This is a genomic window from Pseudomonas sp. AC070 (genome assembly GCF_979258635.1).
In genome coordinates, this window is record NZ_OZ409871.1 from 4143375 (window position 1) to 4163241 (window position 19867).

At 60.1% G+C, this 19867-nt stretch carries 18 protein-coding genes; 9 read left to right on the forward strand and 9 right to left on the reverse strand.

All coding sequences use genetic code 11. From position 1 onward, the window contains the following. Positions 1-11: 11 nt before the first annotated feature. The 4 genes from ACZZ0Q_RS18555 to ACZZ0Q_RS18570 all read right to left on the reverse strand — a co-directional run bounded on the left by ACZZ0Q_RS18555 (position 12) and on the right by ACZZ0Q_RS18570 (position 4210). Positions 12-776 (reverse strand): amino acid ABC transporter ATP-binding protein, encoded by a 765-nt coding sequence (locus ACZZ0Q_RS18555; RefSeq protein ID WP_122452069.1) that lies wholly within the window; start codon positions 774-776, stop codon positions 12-14. 11 nt (positions 777-787) lie between these two features. Next, complete coding sequence (locus tag ACZZ0Q_RS18560) at positions 788-1885, reverse strand: amino acid ABC transporter permease (protein WP_463541257.1); 1098 nt, start codon at positions 1883-1885, stop codon at positions 788-790. A gap of 10 nt (positions 1886-1895) precedes the next feature. Next, positions 1896-3074 carry an amino acid ABC transporter permease gene (locus ACZZ0Q_RS18565; protein WP_463541256.1) on the reverse strand — a complete coding sequence of 393 codons (1179 nt, stop codon included), beginning with the start codon at positions 3072-3074 and terminating at the stop codon, positions 1896-1898. Between the two features lie 107 nt (positions 3075-3181). Further along, the gene (locus ACZZ0Q_RS18570) at positions 3182-4210 is read right to left on the reverse strand and encodes an amino acid ABC transporter substrate-binding protein (RefSeq protein ID WP_122492822.1); all 1029 of its coding nucleotides are present in this window, start codon (positions 4208-4210) and stop codon (positions 3182-3184) included. 546 nt (positions 4211-4756) lie between these two features. Here ACZZ0Q_RS18570 and ACZZ0Q_RS18575 point away from each other — a divergent pair. The 3 genes from ACZZ0Q_RS18575 to ACZZ0Q_RS18585 all read left to right on the forward strand — a co-directional run bounded on the left by ACZZ0Q_RS18575 (position 4757) and on the right by ACZZ0Q_RS18585 (position 8594). Beyond that, the gene (locus tag ACZZ0Q_RS18575) at positions 4757-5413 is read left to right on the forward strand and encodes an alpha/beta hydrolase (protein WP_463541255.1); all 657 of its coding nucleotides are present in this window, start codon (positions 4757-4759) and stop codon (positions 5411-5413) included. Positions 5414-5440: 27 nt separating this feature from the next. Next, positions 5441-7366 carry an acyl-CoA synthetase gene (locus ACZZ0Q_RS18580; RefSeq protein ID WP_463560837.1) on the forward strand — a complete coding sequence of 642 codons (1926 nt, stop codon included), beginning with the start codon at positions 5441-5443 and terminating at the stop codon, positions 7364-7366. Between the two features lie 289 nt (positions 7367-7655). Further along, positions 7656-8594, forward strand: coding sequence for a GGDEF domain-containing protein (locus ACZZ0Q_RS18585; RefSeq protein ID WP_463541254.1), 939 nt, complete (start codon positions 7656-7658; stop codon positions 8592-8594). Between the two features lie 118 nt (positions 8595-8712). Here the strand turns inward: ACZZ0Q_RS18585 and ACZZ0Q_RS18590 are convergent, their stop codons facing one another. Continuing rightward, entirely contained in the window at positions 8713-9297 is a 585-nt protein-coding gene (locus ACZZ0Q_RS18590) for a YajG family lipoprotein (RefSeq protein WP_463541253.1), read from the reverse strand. Between the two features lie 522 nt (positions 9298-9819). Here ACZZ0Q_RS18590 and mqo point away from each other — a divergent pair. Further along, on the forward strand, positions 9820-11334 hold the full coding sequence (gene mqo, locus ACZZ0Q_RS18595) for a malate dehydrogenase (quinone) (protein WP_122492827.1): 1515 nt from the start codon (positions 9820-9822) through the stop codon (positions 11332-11334). Between the two features lie 205 nt (positions 11335-11539). Here mqo and ACZZ0Q_RS18600 read toward each other — a convergent pair whose 3' ends face one another. Together ACZZ0Q_RS18600 and ACZZ0Q_RS18605 are read right to left on the reverse strand one after the other, a co-directional pair. After that, entirely contained in the window at positions 11540-12649 is a 1110-nt protein-coding gene (locus tag ACZZ0Q_RS18600; protein ID WP_463560839.1) for an NADH:flavin oxidoreductase, read from the reverse strand. 60 nt (positions 12650-12709) lie between these two features. Further along, a complete protein-coding gene (locus ACZZ0Q_RS18605; RefSeq protein ID WP_463381841.1) occupies positions 12710-13315 on the reverse strand; it encodes a TetR/AcrR family transcriptional regulator in 606 nt (201 codons plus the stop codon). Positions 13316-13529: 214 nt separating this feature from the next. Here ACZZ0Q_RS18605 and ACZZ0Q_RS18610 point away from each other — a divergent pair, with 214 nt between their 5' ends. After that, positions 13530-13808 carry a hypothetical protein gene (locus ACZZ0Q_RS18610; protein ID WP_463541252.1) on the forward strand — a complete coding sequence of 93 codons (279 nt, stop codon included), beginning with the start codon at positions 13530-13532 and terminating at the stop codon, positions 13806-13808. 140 nt (positions 13809-13948) lie between these two features. Here the strand turns inward: ACZZ0Q_RS18610 and ACZZ0Q_RS18615 are convergent, their stop codons facing one another. After that, positions 13949-14431: a glutathione peroxidase gene (locus ACZZ0Q_RS18615; protein ID WP_463541251.1), complete on the reverse strand. Its 483-nt coding sequence runs from the start codon at positions 14429-14431 to the stop codon at positions 13949-13951. A 105-nt stretch (positions 14432-14536) separates the two neighbouring features. Beyond that, on the reverse strand, positions 14537-15022 hold the full coding sequence (locus ACZZ0Q_RS18620; RefSeq protein WP_108096087.1) for an FKBP-type peptidyl-prolyl cis-trans isomerase: 486 nt from the start codon (positions 15020-15022) through the stop codon (positions 14537-14539). Here ACZZ0Q_RS18620 and ACZZ0Q_RS18625 point away from each other — a divergent pair. The 4 genes from ACZZ0Q_RS18625 (at position 15005) to ACZZ0Q_RS18640 (ending at position 19786) form a co-directional block, all read left to right on the forward strand. Next, positions 15005-15355, forward strand: coding sequence for a DUF3565 domain-containing protein (locus ACZZ0Q_RS18625; protein ID WP_463561034.1), 351 nt, complete (start codon positions 15005-15007; stop codon positions 15353-15355). The genes ACZZ0Q_RS18620 and ACZZ0Q_RS18625 overlap by 18 nt on opposite strands. Then, a complete protein-coding gene (locus ACZZ0Q_RS18630) occupies positions 15355-16539 on the forward strand; it encodes an acetate kinase (protein ID WP_463541249.1) in 1185 nt (394 codons plus the stop codon). The genes ACZZ0Q_RS18625 and ACZZ0Q_RS18630 overlap by 1 nt, the downstream gene beginning before the upstream one ends. An 81-nt stretch (positions 16540-16620) precedes the next feature. Next, on the forward strand, positions 16621-18711 hold the full coding sequence (gene pta / locus ACZZ0Q_RS18635) for a phosphate acetyltransferase (RefSeq protein ID WP_463541248.1): 2091 nt from the start codon (positions 16621-16623) through the stop codon (positions 18709-18711). 160 nt (positions 18712-18871) lie between these two features. After that, a complete protein-coding gene (locus ACZZ0Q_RS18640; protein WP_463541247.1) occupies positions 18872-19786 on the forward strand; it encodes an acyltransferase in 915 nt (304 codons plus the stop codon). Positions 19787-19867: the final 81 nt, after the last annotated feature.

The window sequence follows — 19867 nt, forward strand, 5'->3', positions numbered from 1 at the left end:
CCCATCCCCTACTAGTGCAGGATCTGGCTCAGGAACAGCTTGGTACGGTCGCTTTGCGGGTTGTCGAAGAAGTCGTTAGGCGCGGCTTGTTCAACGATCTCGCCTTTGTCCATGAAGATCACGCGGTTGGCCACGGTGCGGGCAAAGCCCATTTCGTGGGTTACGCAGAGCATGGTCATGCCGTCTTCAGCCAGGCCGATCATGGTGTCGAGCACCTCTTTCACCATCTCGGGGTCGAGGGCGGAAGTGGGTTCGTCGAACAACATGATTTTCGGTTTCATGCACAGGGCACGGGCGATGGCGACGCGCTGTTGCTGACCACCCGAGAGCTGGCCCGGGTATTTATGCGCCTGCTCCGGAATGCGTACGCGCTCCAGGTAGTGCATGGCGATTTCTTCGGCCTGGCGCTTGGGCATTTTGCGGACCCACATCGGCGCCAGGGTGCAGTTCTGCAGAATGGTCAGGTGCGGGAACAGGTTGAAGTGCTGGAACACCATGCCGACTTCACGACGGATCGCTTCGATCTGCTTGAGGTCGTTGGTCAGTTCCACGCCGTCGACGACGATGCGGCCCTGTTGGTGTTCTTCCAGACGGTTGAGGCAACGAATGGTGGTCGACTTGCCCGAGCCTGACGGCCCGCACAGCACGATACGCTCGCCCTGTTGCACGTTCAGGTTGATGTCTTTGAGTACGTGAAACTGGCCGTACCATTTGTTCACGCCCTGCATTTGGATAATGCCTTCAGGGCTCACAGGCTGTTTGATCGCTTCGCTCATTTAATCGACTCCTAACGCTTGTGGCCTGTGTCCAGCTTGCGCTCCAGGTGCATGGAGTAGCGGGACATACCGAAACAGAAAATCCAGAACACCAAGGCCGCAAACACGTAGCCCTCGGTGGCCATGCCCAACCAAGTGGGGTCGGCGGCCGCTTGTTTGACACTGTTGAGCAGGTCGAACAGGCCGATGATGATCACCAGGCTTGTGTCTTTGAACAGCGCGATGAAGGTGTTCACGATGCCGGGAATCACCATCTTCAGGGCTTGCGGCAGAATCACCAGGCCCATGCTGCGCCAGTAGCCAAGGCCCATGGCGGCAGCCGCCTCGTACTGACCTTTGGGAATGGCTTGCAGACCACCGCGCACCACTTCCGCCACATAAGCAGACTGGAACAGGATCACGCCGATCAGCGCCCGCAGCAGCTTGTCGAAGCTCATGCCTTCTGGCAGGAACAACGGCAGCATCACCGAGGACATAAACAGCACCGTGATCAATGGCACGCCGCGCCAGAATTCGATGAAGGTCACGCTGACCACTCGAATCGCCGGCAGGTTAGAACGCCGTCCCAGCGCCAGCAGAATGCCCAGCGGCAACGCACCGGCAATACCGACCGTGGCGATAACCAGGGTCAGCATCAGGCCACCCCATTTGCTGGTGGCGACGTTTTCCAGGCCGAAGTAACCGCCGTGCAACAGCCAGTAGGCCACCAGCGGGTAAACGATCAGGAAGCCGATGCCGTAGGCAGCTTTGCGTGGGAATTTATTGATGAACAACGGCGCCACGCCAATGATCGCCAGCCATACGGTGGCGTCTACACGCCAGCGCAATTCGGTGGGGTAGAAGCCGTACATGAACTGACCGAAACGCTGTTGGATAAACACCCAGCACGCGCCTTCCTTGGTGCAGTCAGCGCGGGTGGTGCCAATCCAGTTGGCGTCGAAAATCGTCCAGCTCAGCAGCGGCGGCACGATCAACCAGATCAGGTACACGGCGAACAGCGTCAGCAGTGTATTGAGCCAGTTGGAGAACAGATTGCTCCGCATCCACGCCACTACGCCGACGCTTTTGCGCGGCGGTGGCATGTCGGGTTTGAAAGTATGAGTCGTCATGCGCCTTTCCTCACCGTTCGATCAACGCAATGCGCTTGTTGTACCAGTTCATCAGCAGGGAAATGCTGATGCTGATGGCCAAGTACACGCTCATGGTGATGGCAATTACTTCGATGGCCTGTCCGGTCTGGTTGAGCACCGTGCCGGCAAACAGCGAAACCATGTCGGGGTAGCCGATACCGGCCGCCAACGAGGAGTTTTTCGCCAGGTTCAGGTATTGGCTGGTCAGCGGCGGAATGATCACGCGCAGGGCTTGCGGGATGATCACCTTGCGCAGCGTCGGACCGTTGCGCAGGCCCAGGGAATGAGCCGCCTCGGTCTGGCCGTGGCTTACCGACTTGATGCCCGAACGCACAATTTCCGCGATAAACGCGGCGGTATAAGCGGTCAGGGCGATGGTCAGCGCCAGCAGCTCGGGGATCATTACCCAGCCACCCACGAAGTTGAAGCCTTTGAGTGCCGGTGCAACCCAGTGCACAGGAGCGCCGAAAATCACCACGCTCAAGGCGGGAATCACCAGCATGATCGCCAGGCCAGCCCAGAACTTGTGAAACGGCACGCCTGTGGCTTCGAAACGCTTGTTGGCCCAACGCACCATCAGCGCGGTGCCGACGATGGCCAGTAACAGCGCCACGGCAAAGGCCCAGAAGCCGTCGGCCATGGTGCCCTCGGGCATGTACAAGCCACGGTTACTGAGGAAGAAACTGTCGGCGATATTCAGGCTGTTGCGTGGCCCCGGCAAAGGCAGCAACACCGCGAAGTACCAGAACAGAATCTGCAGCAGCGGCGGAATATTACGGAAGGTCTCGATATAAACAGTGGCCAGCTTGCTGACCATCCAGTTCGACGACAGCCGCGCCACACCGAGGATAAAGCCCAGAATCGTGGCGAACACGATACCGATGGCCGATACCAGCAAGGTGTTGAGCAGACCGATCACAAACACCCGTGCGTAGGTGTCCGACTCGGTGTAGCTGATCAGGTGCTGGGCAATACCGAAGCCGGCACTGTTTTCCAGGAAGCCAAAACCCGAGGTAATGCCCCGGTGTTGCAGGTTGGTTTGCGTGTTATCGAACAGAAACCAGCCCATTGAGACCACCGCCACAATGGTGATGATCTGAAATAGCCAGGCACGGAACCGTGGGTCGCTTAGCGAAAAGCCCCGCGAAGTGCCGATTTGTTTTTGCATGGAGTGAGTGCCCCAGGAACGTTGAAACGGAAAAGCCCAGTGACCGCAAAGCAATCACTGGGCCGTCCACCTGACCGAGCGCACCCGGTCAGACGGCTGACAGCCTGTTAACGAACCGGAGGTGCGTACTGCAGGCCGCCTTTGTTCCACAACGCGTTCAGGCCGCGTTCGATTTTCAGCTCGCTGCCCGCGCCGACGTTGCGGTCGAACACTTCGCCGTAGTTACCCACTTGCTTGATGATCTGTACTGCCCAGTCTTTCGGCAGTTTCAGGTCTTTGCCGTATTCGCCGTCAGCACCCAGAAGACGCAGAACGTCCGGGTTCTTGCTGCCTTTGGCTTCGGCTTCAACGTTCTTCGAGGTCACGCCTGCTTCTTCAGCGTTGAGCATGGCGAACAGGGTCCACTTAACGATGCTGAACCACTCTTCGTCGCCTTTACGCACGACTGGGCCCAAAGGCTCTTTGGAAATCACTTCCGGCAGAACCACGTAGTCGTTTGGTTGGGCCAGCTTGATGCGCTGAGCATAGAGCTGCGATTGGTCGGAGGTCAGCACGTCGCAACGGCTGGCTTCCAGCGACTTGGCGCTTTCGTCAGAGGTGTCGAAGGTGATGGGGGTGTATTTCAGACCGTTCGAGCGGAAGTAGTCGGACACGTTCAGTTCGGTAGTGGTACCGGCCTGGATGCAGATGGTCGCGCCGTCGAGTTCCTTGGCGCTGGAAACGCCGAGCTTCTTGTTAACCAGGAAGCCGATACCGTCGTAGTAAGTTACGCCGGTGAATACCAGGCCCATGCCCGCGTCGCGGGAGCTGGTCCAGGTGGTGTTACGCGACAGCATGTCAACTTCGCCTGACTGGATCGCGGTGAAGCGTTCCTTGGCGGTCAGCGGGCTGTATTTCACTTTCGATGCATCGCCCAACACGGCAGCAGCAACACCGCGGCAGATATCAACGTCGATACCTTGATAGTTACCCTTGGCATCTGGAACCGAGAAGCCCGGCAGACCGTCACTTACACCGCACTGAACGAAGCCTTGTTTCTTGACCTTATCCAGAGTCGCGCCCGCTTGAGCGAAGCCGCTGGCGCCAAGAATGGTCGCTGCGGTCAGGATAGCCAGGGTGGATTTCACCATCTTCATTAAAACCTCCAGTTGCTGTTGTTGTGTTTGGAGTCTTGGCCCCACCGCCGTACCCTTTTGAGGCACGCTCGTCCATCGGATGACGGTTGAAACGGGGTGCAGACCTGGGAGCGAGTCTAGTTGGCGATGCCCCCATCGGCCAAAACTCACCCCCCGCTTACTCTTCGCATGGGTTTGCTGAAATAAGCGGGTTGGGGATTTTCCCGTTCGCTTAGTCACTTTTTCCGAAGTGACCCGCGGCGAATCTATTGAGAATTTCCCGTGGCTTTTTTTTAGTTTGTTCCTGCGTAACGCGATTGCCCGTTTACCGTGCCGCTCTACTTTGCATGAGCTGGCCCACGCAAACGGTGGAGTGTTACCCAAATTGGGGCATGCAACCGGTTAATCCGTCTATAGCAAAGCCCGTGCCACACGCCCTTGAAAAGGCCGAATTAGGCAGGTCAAGAGCAAAACTTGTAGCCTTGCGACATGTTCGTAACGGATACACCAACCCCTCATTCAAGCGGCGCCCCGAAGCGGGGCATGCGCACCGAACTGGAGCCTAGCATGCACGAAAATCTGATACTCGAACCCACACTTTCTGCAGACGCGTGCGTTATTTGGCTGCACGGCCTGGGCGCTGATCGCTTCGACTTCCTGCCGGTAGCCGAAGCCTTGCAGCAACAACTGACCAGCACGCGCTTTGTCTTGCCGCAAGCGCCTACCCAGGCGGTGACTATTAATGGTGGCTATGCGATGCCGAGCTGGTACGACATTCTGGCCATGAGTCCGGCGCGGGCGATCAACAACGAACAGCTCGAAGCCTCGGCGCAACGGGTGATTGAGCTGATCGAAACGCAGCGCGACGGCGGCATCGACCCTTCGCGCATTTTCCTTGCCGGGTTTTCTCAGGGCGGCGCGGTGGTCTATCACGCCGCGTTCCTGCGCTGGCAAGGGCCGCTCGGAGGCGTGCTGGCGTTGTCCACCTATTCGCCAACCTTGAGCCCCGACGTGGTGCTGGCGGATACAAAAAAACAACTGCCGGTTTACTGTTTGCATGGCACGTTTGACGACATCGTGCAGCGGGCCATGGGCCGCGCTGCGCATGACTGCCTCGAGGCGCAGGGCGTGCCCGTGACCTGGCAGGAATACCCCATGAGCCATGAAGTGTTGCCGCAGCAAGTGCGCGATATCGGCACTTGGCTGGCAGCGCGATTGGGCTGAAACCCGCACAGCAGAAAAGGTCCGCACATGAACCAAGCCGTTGTTCATCAACCCGCGCAAGTTCCCGCTATCGCTTCGTTGCGCGACACCCTGGCGATCGAGCAAATCGCGCTGCAAGACCGCGACATGGCGCCCAGCACCTACGCCGTGTTGCAACGCAGTGCAGCGCGCAACCCGAACGCCACGGCACTGACCTTTTTGTTGCAGGGCAACAGTGAAGAACAGCCGTATCGGCTCAGTTATGGCGAGTTGTTCGCGAAGGTCACGCAAACCGCTAACGCCCTGCACCGCCTGGGCGTGCGGGCCGGCAAGGCGGTGTCGTTCTTGCTGCCGAACCTGCCCCATACGCATTTCACCTTGTGGGGCGGTGAAGCGGCGGGCGTGGTCAACGCGATCAACCCGTTGCTCGACAGCGAGCACATCGCCGAGCTGATTCGCGCTTCAGACTCCGAGGTGCTGGTGACACTGGCGCCCTTCCCCGGCACCGACCTGTGGGACAAAGTCGCCGGCCTGCGCGAGCAGTTGCCGGAGCTCAAGCACATCGTCACCGTGGACATGGCCAATTACCTTCCCGAGCCCCAGCGCAGCGGCATCAAAGCCCAGCGCGGCGGCTTGCCGGCGGGCGTGCTCGACTTTGACGAGCTGATCGCCGACTGCCCTGACGATCACCTGGAAAGCGGCCGCATCATTAGCCCGGACGACATCGCCTCGTACTTCCACACCGGCGGCACCACCGGCACGCCAAAGCTGGCGCCGCACACGCACCGCAACGAAGTGGCCATGGCGATGATTCTCGCCTTTGCCATCGACTTGCATGCCAGCGACGTCACGCTGTGCGGCTTGCCGCTGTTCCATGTGAACGGCGTGATGGTCACCGGCCTGGCGCCGTTTTATGTCGGCGCCGAAGTGCTGCTGGCCACGCCGCAGGGCTATCGCAACGCGAGCCTGATTCAGAACTTCTGGAAAATCATCGAGCGATACCGCGTCAGCTTCTTCAGTGGCGTGCCGACTATTTACGCTGGCCTGTTGCAGGTGCCGAGCGCCGGCCATGACTTGTCGAGCTTGCGTTACGCCTTGTGCGGCGCGGCGCCGATGCCGGTGGAGTTGATCCGCCAGTTCGAAAGCAAAACCGGCTTGAAGCTGATCGAGGGTTACGGCCTCACCGAAGGCACCTGCGGCACCTGCGGCAACCCGCCAGCGGGGGAAAGTCGCCCGGGGTCCATTGGCATTCGCATGCCGTATTGCGAAGTGAAAATCGCCGTGCTCGACGAGCAAGGCAACTACCTGCGCGACGCCGCCGAGAATGAAATCGGCAATCTGGTGCTGCGCGGCATCACCGTCTTCAAGGGCTACCTGCAGGCCGACAAGAATTCGGGCATTTGGGTGGATGGCGACTGGTTCAACACAGGCGATCTGGGCCGCATCGACGGGGACGGGTATATCTGGCTGACCGGGCGCAGCAAAGATTTGATCATCCGCGGCGGCCATAACATCGACCCGCAAATGATCGAAGAAGCCTTGCACAAGCACCCTGCCGTGGCGCTGGCCGCGGCCGTCGGCAAGCCGTGCGCGAAAGCGGGTGAGCTGCCGGTTGTGTACGTGCAGTTAGTTCCAGGCGCGACGGTGAGCGCTGAAGAACTGATGAACCACGCCGCTGCGCATATTCCGGAACGGGCCGCCGTGCCCAAAGATGTGTGGATCATCGACGCCATCCCGCTCACTGCCGTGGGCAAAACCTTTAAACCGACGCTGCGTTATGACGCCATCCGTCGGGTATTTGAAGCCGACCTACGGTCTATCGACCCTCAAGTGCGGGTCGAGGTGAGCGCCCACGACAGTTACGGTCAATTGGCACGTGTGTACCTGCAAGAACCAGACGCGGCGCGCCGTGCAGCCGTGGACGATTGCCTGGCCGGCTACTCGATTCGCTACGAGGTAGTGGCCGGCGCCTGAGGCTACCCAAATAAACAGTGAACGGAAAAATCGGTAGCAGACTCAGAATTATTGTCGGGCTGTGAACCGCTGAGCAGCACGGCGCCGCCATGCCAGCTATGGTTCACCTGGGTCTTCACCAACCCGTTGAAACGGCGAAACGCCAGCCGCTGGCGCAGCGAACATGATGATCGCCTGCGCCTACCGGGGCCTCGTCAGGCAGTTCAGCAAATCGGGTTTTCGCACTTACGAAAGGACGCGTCGCGATGCCATTCCCTATTGTTCACACACACGGAACGCTTCAATTGCGATGAAAAACGCGCAGTGGCAGGCCGACCTGCATTCCATCCATGACATGCGTCTGTTCCAGAACGTCGCGGCCCATAACTTGGGGCGCCTGCTGGAAAAGTTTCATGCCTTCGAACTGGACGCTGAGGAAGTGCTCCTCTCCCCGTTCGACCGTAACCAGCACCTGTACGTGTTGCTGGAAGGCGAACTGAAAGTATTCCTCGGCTCACTGGACAACCCCGCCGTCAGCACCCTGCAGCCCGGCGAGTGCGTGGGCGAAATCAGCTTTATCGACAACGATCACCCGTCCGCTTATGTGGTCGCGGCCGAGCGTTGCCTGGTGCTGCGGTTGCACCGCGAGTCACTGTTCAGCCTGTTCGCGCAATCGCCGGAGCTGATGCAAAACCTGCTGCAACTGCTGTGCGAGCGCGTGCGCCAAGGCAACCAGATCATTATCGACAGCGAGCAAAACGCCAACGTCGACACCCTCACCGGCGCCTTCAACCGGCGCTGGCTGGAACACATCTTCGAACGGGAAAACACCCGCTGCGCCTTTAACGGGCAGCCGATGTGCCTGTTGATGCTCGATGTCGATCACTTCAAGGCCTACAACGACAAGCACGGTCACCTGGCCGGCGACTACGCGTTGTGCCTGGTGGCGCATACCCTGCGCAACCAGTTGCGGCCCAAAGACAGCCTGACCCGTTATGGCGGCGAGGAATTCGTGATTTTGCTGCCGGAAATGAACGCCGACGAAGCCCGCGCCATTGGCGAACGGCTGCGCGCGGCGCTAGAACAGGTGAGTTCGTTCTACTCGCCCGTGGGCGTGCTGCCGGGCGTGACGATTTCCATCGGTTTGGCCGAGATTCGCGCCAACGACAGCTTGCAGAGTTTGATTGCACGGGCCGACAGCGCGCTGTACCAGGCCAAGCAGCAGGGGCGTAATTGTTTGTGTGGGTGAGGTGAGGTCGCGATAGCGCTTCAAGAGCATCGCGGCTAAAGCCGCTCCCACAGAGCGCGCGTTGCGCGCATAAAAAAGCCCGGCTAATCAGCCGGGCTTTTTCGTTTCAACGCCACGCTTACTGAGATAGTACCTGGCCGATGGTGGGATCTTTGAAGGAGCGCGTCAGGGCATCGCTCAACACGTCGCTGACCAGCTTGGTGTTGGTGTCCTGGTTTGGCGCCATGCCGAATTTCTGGTCAAGGGTGGCGCCGTAGCGGCCGCTGTAACGGCGGGTGGCGTTTTGTACGTCGACACGGAAGGTCGCGCCGATGCTGGCTTCGGTAACGTACATACCTTCTTTAGGCGATTGGTATTTCAGGTCGGCCAAGGTGAGGGTAATTTGCGGCGCGTTCATTGCACCTGGCGACGGGGTGAAACCCAGCAGGCGAACAGCGGCCTCGGCTTGTTGTTGCAGCTTGGGCACGATATCGGCGCCGGCAACGCTGATGGCGCTGGTTTCCGGGTACAGACCGCCACGGGTGCCGAGAATCGGCGAAGGACGACCGTCAACCACACGCACAATAACTGGCTGGCCTTGGCCGACCGGCGTGAGGTTGCCGTTGAGTTTGGGGGTGGGGCTCAGTTGTTGCGGGCTGTGGGCACAGCCAACCAGCGCCAGGCTGGCTACAGCGATCAGACCTAACAGCAGACGGTGCAGCATGCTCATCTCTCCACAAGGGTTGAAACGCCCGGTTGGGCCGCTTGAAGTGGCCGCAGTATACCCAGCGCAGCGGCGGCCTGACAGCGCTGAAGGTTGAGACAAAACCGGCTTTGCGAGGTTCCAGCAATGCAGGATTTAGGGCAGTTCAGCGGCCAATCGCTACCGGTCGGCCCGCGTGCAAACCGCACGCAAGCGTTGGTGGGCTGACCGGTGGGTGAATAAAAGTCACGCTAAAAAACCAACTTTTGTCATTTCACCGTTATAATCGCGCCCCGATTATAAGGACGTCTCCTGCTCGGGCCTCGCAGCTACCCTGATGTACTCAGCATCAGCAAGCACCGCCCCAGAGAGTCGCCCACTTCGCGTGACCTTTGCACGTTCTCTGCCTTGCTCCAGCACCTTATCTGCACGGGTGTAAAAGCGCGCAGATCGTAGCCATAAGGCACCTGAACTTTTGAGGTTCACGTTTCCAAAAGAACGTGAAAAAACGGTTTCACAACTTCACAAGAGTGTGGCGAGCAAATGGCGCAAAACGATTACGAGGCTGTCGATGTGCTGCTGGTAGGTGCCGGCATCATGAGCGCGACATTGGCCGTGCTGTTGAAAGAGCTCGACCCCGGCATCAAGCTGGAAGTCGCTGAAATGCAGGCGTCAGGGGCCATCGAAAGCTCTAACCCCTGGAACAACGCCGGTACCGGTCACGCCGGTCTGTGTGAATTGAACTACACCCCCGAAGCCGCCGACGGTTCGGTGGACATCAAAAAAGCCGTGAACATCAACACCCAATTCGAGGTGTCGAAACAGTTCTGGGCTCACCTGATGCAGCAAGGCAACTTCGGTTCGCCGAAAGCCTTCATCAACCCGATTCCGCACCTGAGCTTCGTACAGGGCGACAAGGGCATCCAATTTCTCAAAACCCGCCACGCTGCCATGGTTAAACACCATGCCTTCGATGACATGCAGTACACCGAAGACAAAGGCGTAATGGCCGAGTGGATGCCGCTGATGATGCCCGGCCGTGCCGCCGACGAAGCCGTCGCCGCCACCCGCGTGGAGTCCGGCACCGACGTCAACTTCGGCGCGCTGACCACGCAACTGCTGAAATTTCTCGGCGAGCAAAGCGATTGCCGCGTGAGCTACAACCAAAAGGTTGTCGGCCTCAAGCGCACCGATAAAGGCTGGCGCGTCAGCATCAAGAACACCCAGTCGGGCGCCACTCGCGAAGTGGACACCCGCTTCGTGTTCCTCGGCGCCGGCGGCGCTGCCCTGCCGTTGCTGCAGATGTCCGGCATTCCGGAAGGCAAAGGTTTCGGCGGCTTCCCGGTCAGCGGCCAATGGCTGCGTTGCGACGACCCGGAAATCGTTAAACAGCACGAAGCCAAGGTGTACAGCCAGGCAGCGGTCGGTTCGCCGCCGATGTCGGTTCCGCACCTGGACACCCGCGTGGTCGACGGCAAGAAATCGCTGTTGTTCGGGCCCTATGCCGGCTTTAGCACCAAGTTCCTCAAGCACGGCTCGTTCCTTGACCTGCCCCTCTCGGTTCGCCCGAGCAACCTCGGCCCAATGCTGGCCGTGGCACGCGACAACTTCGACCTGACCAAGTACCTGATCAGCGAAGTGCTGCAATCGAGCGAGCAACGCATGGAGTCGCTCAAGCGTTTCTTCCCGCTGGCCAAGGCCTCGGATTGGCGTTTGGAGATTGCCGGTCAGCGCGTGCAGATCATCAAGAAAGACCCGAAAAAAGGCGGCATCTTGCAGTTCGGTACCGAACTGGTCGCGGCCAAAGACGGCACCATCGCCGCCCTGCTGGGCGCTTCGCCTGGCGCTTCGGTCACCGTGTCGATCATGCTGGAACTGATTGAGCGCTGCTTCCCTGAGCAAGTGAACGCTGCGTGGGCTGAGAAGCTGAAAGCGATTTTCCCGGCTCGGGAAAAAGCGCTGGAAACCGACGCCACGCTGTACCGCGAAGTGAACGCCCGCAGCAATGAGTTGCTGGGGTTGACGCCGCGTAAGGTGGAGTCTGCGGCGACGGTTTGATCACTGTTCCGAACGGAAAAAACGGCGCCTGATGTGGCGCCGTTTTTTTTAGAGCTTCGCGAGCAAGCTCGCTCCTACAAGTTGTGCAGCCTGTAGGAGCGAGCTTGCTCGCGAACCCTGAAAACGAAGCCCTCAAAACAAAAAAAAGCCCCGCCAAAAGCGGGGCCTGAAGTGCGGCGCCATCAAGGCACCGCAAAGGGAAACATCACACCAGGCTGGTCAACGCATCACGGCTGAACGGAAGAATTTCGTCTTCACGGCCGTCGCGTACTTTTACCGCCCAATCCGGGTCAACCAACAGCGCACGACCGACCGCTACCAGGTCGAACTCCTGCTTGTTCAAACGCTCAAGCAACGCGTCGAGCTTCTCAGGCTGGGCGACCTTGTCGGTCTTGACCATGAACTGCATAAATTCGCCATCCAGGCCCACGCTGCCGACGGTGATGGTCGGTTTTCCGGTGAGCTTGCGGGTCCAGCCGGCCAGGTTGAGGTCGGAACCTTCGAACTCGGGCTCCCAGAAACGGCGGGTGGAGCAGTGGAAAATATCCACGCCGGCATCCGACAACGGCTGCAAAAATTCGCCGAGCGCTTCAGGTGTGGTGACCAAGCGTGCGGTGTAGTCCTGCTGCTTCCATTGCGAGAAACGGAAGATGATCGGGAACGTCGGGCTGGTGGCAGCGCGTACGGCCTTGATCAGCTCGATGGCGAAACGCGAACGGTTGGCCAAGCTGCCGCCGTATTCGTCGTCACGTTGGTTCGAACCTTCCCAGAAGAACTGGTCGATCAGGTAGCCGTGGGCGCCGTGGATTTCCACGCCGTCCATGCCGATGGCCTGGGCGTCTTTGGCGGCCTGGGCGAAGGCGGCAATGACATCAGCGATGTCTTGCTTGGTCATGCCGTGCACAACCTCAACGCCGTCTTTGACTTTGCCGGTTGGGCCGTAGCCCGGAACGCTGGCGTCCGGCTCGGTGCCAATGCGGCGAACGCTGCCCACGTGCCAGAGTTGCGGAACAATCTTGCCGCCTTCAGCGTGGACGGCAGCAACCACTTTTTTCCAGCCAGCCAGGGCGTCTTCCCCGAAGAAACGCGGCACATGCGGGTAACCGTTCGAGGCTTGGTGGCCGACGGTGGTGCCCTCGGTAACGATCAGCCCCACACCGCCGGCAGCGCGGCGACGGTAGTACTCGATGACGCCCTCGTTAGGTACACCGCCGGGTGAAAACGAACGGGTCATTGGCGCCATGACTACACGAGTCGGCAATTCCAGGTCGCCAAGGCGGAACGGTTCGAACAGGGCTTTCACAAGAGCGGTCATGCGGTTCTCCTAACGGTATCCGGGTTACGCCGCCGTGGCAGCGCAGTGGTTTTGGATGAATCAAACGGGCGTCAGCAGACGCTCCAGTTGGTGCAGAAAAACGGACAGCGGCGCGGCGTTGGCGCCGGCTTTCATGCGCATCAACGTGCCTTCCCAGGCGTTGGCGATAAATTCCGCCAGCTCCACGCAATCGGTACTGGCGCTCAGCTCACCGGCCTCGCGCGCTTCCAGTAAGCACCCGGCGAGGATGTCCACCGAGCGCTGCAGAATGCTCTCCACCTGCAAACCAATGGGCTGCGACGGCTCGGCCATTTCAAAACTCAGGCTGCCAATAAAGCAGTGGTACTGCGGTTTTTCCTGGCGGCGGAAGTGGTTCAGCAGCTCGCCGTAGAAACTCAGAATGCGTGCGCGCGGGCTTAGCGCCGGGTTGCTCAACGCCGTGGCGTAGCGCTGCAAACGCGGCGCGTACAAATGCTCCAGCGCGTGCACAGCGAAGTCTTCTTTGCTGGCGAAGTAGTGATAGAACGAGCCCTTGGGAATACCGGCGGCCTGCACAATCTCTTGTACGCCGGTGCCGTGGTAGCCGCGACGCAGCATCACTTCCGAGCCCTTGGTGAGGATCAGATCGCGCTTGTCGAGACGGATAGTCGAGGTGGCGTTATTCATGGCGCCGATCATATGACCGGTCGTCTCGTCCCGCACAGCATCATTGATGTGGGTGATAAAGCCCTACAAATGCTTCGGAAAATCCCGATATACATCGCTACTCGTAACGGGGCGGTTTCGTCGATACCAGCTATTGAACGGGTCGATTTCAACAAAAGCGGAGCGAGTAATAGTCTGAGCCCACTCTCACTCACCGGGCCGATAGGAGGCTCCAATGAACCGCTTAATGACTATCGCCCTGCTATTAACCGCCATCGTACTCACCGGCTGTGCTGGCCAAGGCCACTCCATGCTGGAGCTGAAACCTTACACCGCACTGGAACTGCACCAGAAAGCGCTGGAAGACTTGAGTCGTCAGGGTTTGTCGTTCGACGAATACCAGCTCAAACGCGCCCAATTGCAGGGCCAGCCAGTCCGTGATTTCGACTTTGATGGAATGGACGAACTGAACGCCGCCCGTGGCAATGGCAACCGCGAAGCACATCAGGGGTAACAAAGGCTCTTAGGCTTCTTCCGAGCTTCTGCGCTCGAGCCAGGCAAGGCGCCCCGCAGCTTTAAGCGCAGCGTACTCAAGTACGTGAGCATTAAAAGCGAGGACGCAACGCAGCCTGGCCGACGCGCAGGAGGTCGTAATTAAGCCAGGGCTTTTTCGATGGCTTGAACGATTGCCGGATCATCCGGCGGCGTACGCGGCGAGAAACGCGCCAGCACGCGCCCATCCTGCCCCACCAGAAACTTCTCGAAATTCCAGGTGATGTCGCCAGGAAACTCTGCGCCCTCGCCCGCCAACAAGCGGTACAGCGGGTGGCGGCCAGGGCCGTTCACCTCGAGCTTGCTGCTCAGGGGAAAGCTGACGCCGTAGTTGAGGCTGCAGAATTCTTTAATCTCGTCTTCGCTGCCAGGTTCCTGGCCGGCGAACTGATTGCACGGCAGCCCCAGCACACTGAAGCCTTGATCTTTGTAGTGCTGATACAAGCTCTCAAGCCCTGCGTATTGAGGGGTGAGCCCGCACTTCGAGGCGACATTGACCACCAGCACAACCTTGCCTTTGAGGGGCGCGAGCGGCAATTCCTGGCCATCCAAGGCACGTAAATTGATGTCGTGAAAAGCACTCATGACGAACTCCCAATCTGTCATCAAACAATGTCCTTACGGACAAAAAAGGCGCCCTACGAGCGCCTTTTTGGTCATCCAGTTAGCCGCTCAAGCAGCTTAGCTGAATCAGTGGTGGTGACCACCTTCGCCATGGATATGACCATGGGCGATTTCTTCTTCGCTGGCTGCACGTACGGCAACCACTTTGATCTGGAAGTTCAACCGTTGGCCGGCCAGCGGGTGGTTGCCGTCGACGGTGACGTCGTCGCCGTCCAGATCGCGGATGGTCACGATCTGCATGCTGCCATCCGGCGCCGACGCGTGGAACTGCATGCCGACTTCGAGCTCATCAACGCCTTCGAACATGCTGCGGCTCAAGGTGCTGACCAGTTCAGCGCTGTATTCGCCGTAGGCTTCTTCAGGCTCGACAGCCACGTTCAGTTCATCGCCAGCCTGCTTGCCAACCAGGGCTTTTTCCAGACCGACGATAATGTTGCCTGCGCCTTGCAGGTACACCAGCGGAGCGCCGCCGGCAGAGCTGTCGATCACCTCACCAGCATCGTTGGTCAGGGTATAGTCGATGGAGACAGCCGTATTGGCAGCGATCAGCATGGGGCAGAACCTTTGCGAAAGAGTGGAGAACGGGCAAGTTTAACCAAGGGATCGGCCGAAAGCGAACCGAGCGCAGACGGACGGCCCCACGCCCCGGCGCGCGGCGCAGCGCGCATTACAGGCTTTCGCCAAGACGAAGAAGGGCATTGGGTGGCGGTGCTTTCCTGCGGCCATACGCAACACCTGCGCCATCAACCGCCCTGGCAAAACCGCGACTGGGTGCAAGACCCCATGCAACGCGCGGAAAAAATCGGTCAGCCCTTCCCCTGCGGTTGGTGCGCGCAAGGGCTGGAACCGTTGAATGGAGCAGCACAGCAAGACGAGGAGCAGTGATGCAAGCACGGCATATTCTGGTGATCAATTGCGGCAGTTCATCCATCAAATTCGCCTTGATTCACGAGGCTCACTCACAAACATTTTTAAGCGGTGAAGCGCAAAACCTGGGCACCTACGACGCCGAATTACATTGGCGCCGGGGCGCCGAGTTCGACAGCCTGATGATTCCCAACGCCGACCACCGCGCCGCGCTCTCGCAGCTGCTGCCGGTGGTGCAAAGCGCCTGCGGCGGCAAACTGCACGGCATCGGTCACCGCGTGGTGCATGGCGGCGAACGCTTCAGCGAAGCGCGCCGTATCGACGCCCGCGTGCTGGCCGAGATCAACGCCACGGCCCACCTCGCGCCGCTGCACAACCCGGCCAACCTGCTGGGTATCGAAGCCACCCTCAAACTGTTTCCCAACCTGCCGCAAGTGGCCGTGTTCGACACCGCGTTCCACCACAGCTTGCCCGACTACGCGTACCGCTACGCGCTGCCGGAAAACCTCTACCGCGACCACGGCATTCGCCGTTACGGCTTCCATGGCAGCAGCCACCGCTACGTCACCGGCCGCGCCGCCGAAATGACCCACCTGCCGGTAGAAGACAGTTGCTGGCTGTCGGCCCACCTGGGCAATGGCTGTTCAACCTGCGCGGTGGTCAACGGCCAAAGTCGCGACACCAGCATGGGCCTGACCCCGCTTGAAGGCGTGGTGATGGGCACACGCAGCGGCGATGTCGACCCCAATCTGCATAGCCATCTGGCCCTGAGCCTGGGCTGGGACATCGAGAAAATCGACTACATGCTCAACCACGACGCCGGGCTGCTGGGCTTGTCCGGTTTGTCCAACGACATGCGCACCCTGGAGCAAGCGCACCGCGACGGTCATGAAGGTGCGACGCTGGCCATCGAGGTGTTTTGCTACCGCCTGGCCAAGTCGCTGGCGGCCATGAGCTGCGCGTTGCCGCGTCTGGACGGGCTGATTTTTACCGGCGGCATCGGCGAGAATTCCCCGCTCATTCGCAGCAAAACCGTGAGCCATTTGCGCCTGCTGAACGTGCAGCTCGACGACGAAGCGAACGAGCGTTATATCCGCGGCCTTTCCGGTACGATCCACGCCTACGGCCACCCGCGCGTCCTGGTGATTGCAACCAACGAAGAGCGGCAGATCGCCCTCGATACCTTGCAGCTACTGCACTAACAGCGCTGTCGAACAACGGGCCCTGCCCACCAGGCAGGGCTGTATAAAAAAGCGCGAGCCACGCGCGGTTCAGGAACTTGCATGCAGACTTATTTTCTTGCCCCCAGCGGTTTCGGCGTCGGCCTGACCTCCATCAGCCTTGGCATGGTCGGCGCGCTCGAACGTGTCGGTCTGCGCGTCGGCTTTTTCAAACCGGTGGCGCAACCGCAGCCGGGCGACCAGGGCCCCGAACGCTCCAGCGAACTGGTGGCGCGCACCCATGGTTTGCAGTCGCCCGCTCCGGTCAGCCTCGCCCATGTCGAACGCATGCTCGGCGAAGGCCAACTCAACGACCTGCTGGAAGAATTCATCCGCCTGTACCAGGACGCCGCCCGCGACAAAGACGTGGTGATCGTCGAAGGTATGGTGCCCACCGCGCACACCAGCTACGCGGCGCGCATCAACCTGCACCTGGCCAAGAGCCTGGACGCTGAAGTCATCCTGGTCACCGCTCCGGATGGCGACAGCGTGAGCGAGCTGTCAGACCGCCTGGAAATTCAGACACAAATGTTTGGCGGCCCACAGGACAGCTCGGTGCTCGGCGTCATCCTTAACAAAGTGCGTGACGAAGAAAACGCCAGCGCCTTTGCTGCCCGCCTGCAAGACCATTCGCCGCTGCTGCGCCGTCACGATTTCCGCTTGCTCGGCTGCATTCCCTGGCTCGACCAATTGAACGCCCCGCGCACCCGCGACATCGCCGACATGCTCGGCGCCCGCGTAATCAACGCCGGCGAATACGAGCAGCGGCGCATGCAGCGCATCGTCTTGTGCGCCCGCGCCGTAGCCAACACCGTGCAGTTGCTCAAGCCAGGCGTACTGGTCGTTACCCCGGGCGATCGCGACGACATTATTCTCGCCACCTGCCTGGCCGCCACCAATGGCATGCCGCTGGCGGGCTTGCTGCTGTGCAGCGATTTTCCGCCGGACCCACGCATCATGGAACTGTGCCGTGGCGCGCTGCAAAGCGGCTTGCCGGTGCTGTCGGTGACCACCAGTTCCTACGACACCGCCAACAACCTCAATCAGCTAAATAAAGAAATCCCCATCGACGACCGCGAGCGCGCCGAGCGGGTAACGGACTTTGTTGCCAGCCATATCGACCACCGCTTTCTCAGCCAGCGCTGCGGCGAACCCCACGAGCACCGCATGTCGCCGCCGGCCTTTCGCTTCCAACTGGTGCAACGGGCGCAGGCGGCGAACAAACGCATCGTGCTGCCCGAAGGCAGCGAGCCGCGCACCGTGCAAGCGGCCGCCATTTGCCAGGCGCGCGGCATTGCCCATTGCGTGCTGCTGGCCAAGCCTGAAGAAGTGCAGCTGGTGGCCCAGGCCCACGGCATTGAACTGCCGCCGGGCCTGGAAATACTCGACCCGGATTTGATTCGCAGCCGTTACGTGGCGCCCATGGTGGAACTGCGCAAAGGCAAAGGCCTGAACGCGCCGATGGCCACGCAGCAGCTCGAAGACCCGGTGATGCTTGGCACCATGATGCTGGCGTTGGATGAAGTGGACGGCCTGGTGTCCGGTGCGATTCACACCACCGCCAACACCATCCGCCCGGCCCTGCAGCTGATCAAAACCGCGCCGGGCTACAAGCTGGTGTCGTCGGTGTTTTTTATGCTGCTGCCCGATCAGGTGGTGGTGTACGGCGACTGCGCCGTTAACCCGGACCCAACGGCCACGGAGCTGGCAGAAATTGCTGTGCAGAGCGCCGAGTCGGCCGTCGCGTTTGGTATCGAGCCACGGGTGGCGATGATCAGTTACTCCACCGGCGAGTCCGGCACCGGCGTGGATGTCGACAAAGTGCGCGAAGCCACGCGCCTGGCCAAACAGGCGCGACCTGACCTGCCGCTCGACGGCCCACTGCAATACGACGCCGCCGCCATCGAAAGCGTGGCCCTGCAAAAAGCGCCGAACAGCGCCGTGGCCGGGCATGCCACCGTGTTCGTATTCCCCGACCTCAACACCGGCAACACCACCTACAAAGCGGTGCAACGCAGCGCCAATTGCGTGAGCGTGGGCCCGATGCTGCAAGGTTTGCGCAAACCGGTAAACGACCTGTCACGCGGCGCGCTGGTGGACGACATCATCTACACCATCGCCCTGACCGCGATTCAGGCAGCGAATCTTCCGTAGCGCCCCGCCGCTTCTTTGTGGCAGCGGCTTCGCTTGAGGCTGCTCGCGAAGAAGCAGAGACGCTTGCAGTTCCCCCGGCAATGGTTAATCTCTGCGCCTAACAACCGCCATCTTCTGCAAAAGAGCGGGAACCACAATTTCTTCACGAGGCATCTGCCCCATGCTGTCTTTCCTGCCTGCGCCGCTTCGCGGTGTGCTCGCCACGATTCTGCTGTTCGCCAACACCCTGATCTGGTGCTGGTTTCTGTTTATTGCCGCGTTGGTGAAATTGTTGCTGCCGTTCAAGCCGGTGCGCACCGTGTGCAACTGGGTGCTGAACTGGGCGGCCGAAGCCTGGATTGCCTGCAACAGCGGCTGGATGTGGCTGGTGCAAAAAACCGAGTGGAACCTCAAAGGCCGCGAACAGTTCAAGTACGACGGTTGGTACCTTGTCACCAGCAACCACCAGAGCTGGGTCGATATTCTGGTGCTGCAACACACGCTTAACCGCCGCCTGCCGTTCTTCAAATTCTTCCTCAAGCAGGAGCTGATCTGGGTGCCGGTGATTGGCCTGTGTTGGTGGGCGTTGGACTTCCCGTTTATGAAGCGCTACACCAAGGCCTACCTGGAAAAGCACCCGGAAAAGAAAGGCCAGGACACCGCCGCCACCCGCCGCGCCTGCGAAAAATTCCAGCATGTGCCGGTCGCAGTTTTCAACTTCCTGGAAGGCACGCGCTTTACCCAAGCCAAGCACGACCAGCAAGCCTCACCGTTCCGCTACCTGCTCAAACCCAAAGCCGGCGGCATCGCGTTTGTGCTTGATGCCATGGGCAAGCAGCTGAAATCGATGGTCAACATCACCATCCACTACCCCGAAGGCAACCCGAGCTTCTGGTCTTTCCTGTGCGGCGAAGTGCCGAAAGTAGTGGTGCGGTATCACACGCTGGAGATTCCGAAGGAGTTTCTCGGCAAGGATTACAACAGCGACGAAACCTACCGCCTCGGGTTTCAGCAGTGGGTGAATAAGTTGTGGGAAGAGAAGGATGCGGAGTTGGGGCGGCTGCATGAAGAGTTTCCGCCCTCGCGCCAGCCATAAGCGATGGTCTCCCCTCGCCCGCTTGCGGGAGAGGGGCCGGCGGAGAGGGCCGGCATCGGCGACACATTCCAGGTCGCCCTC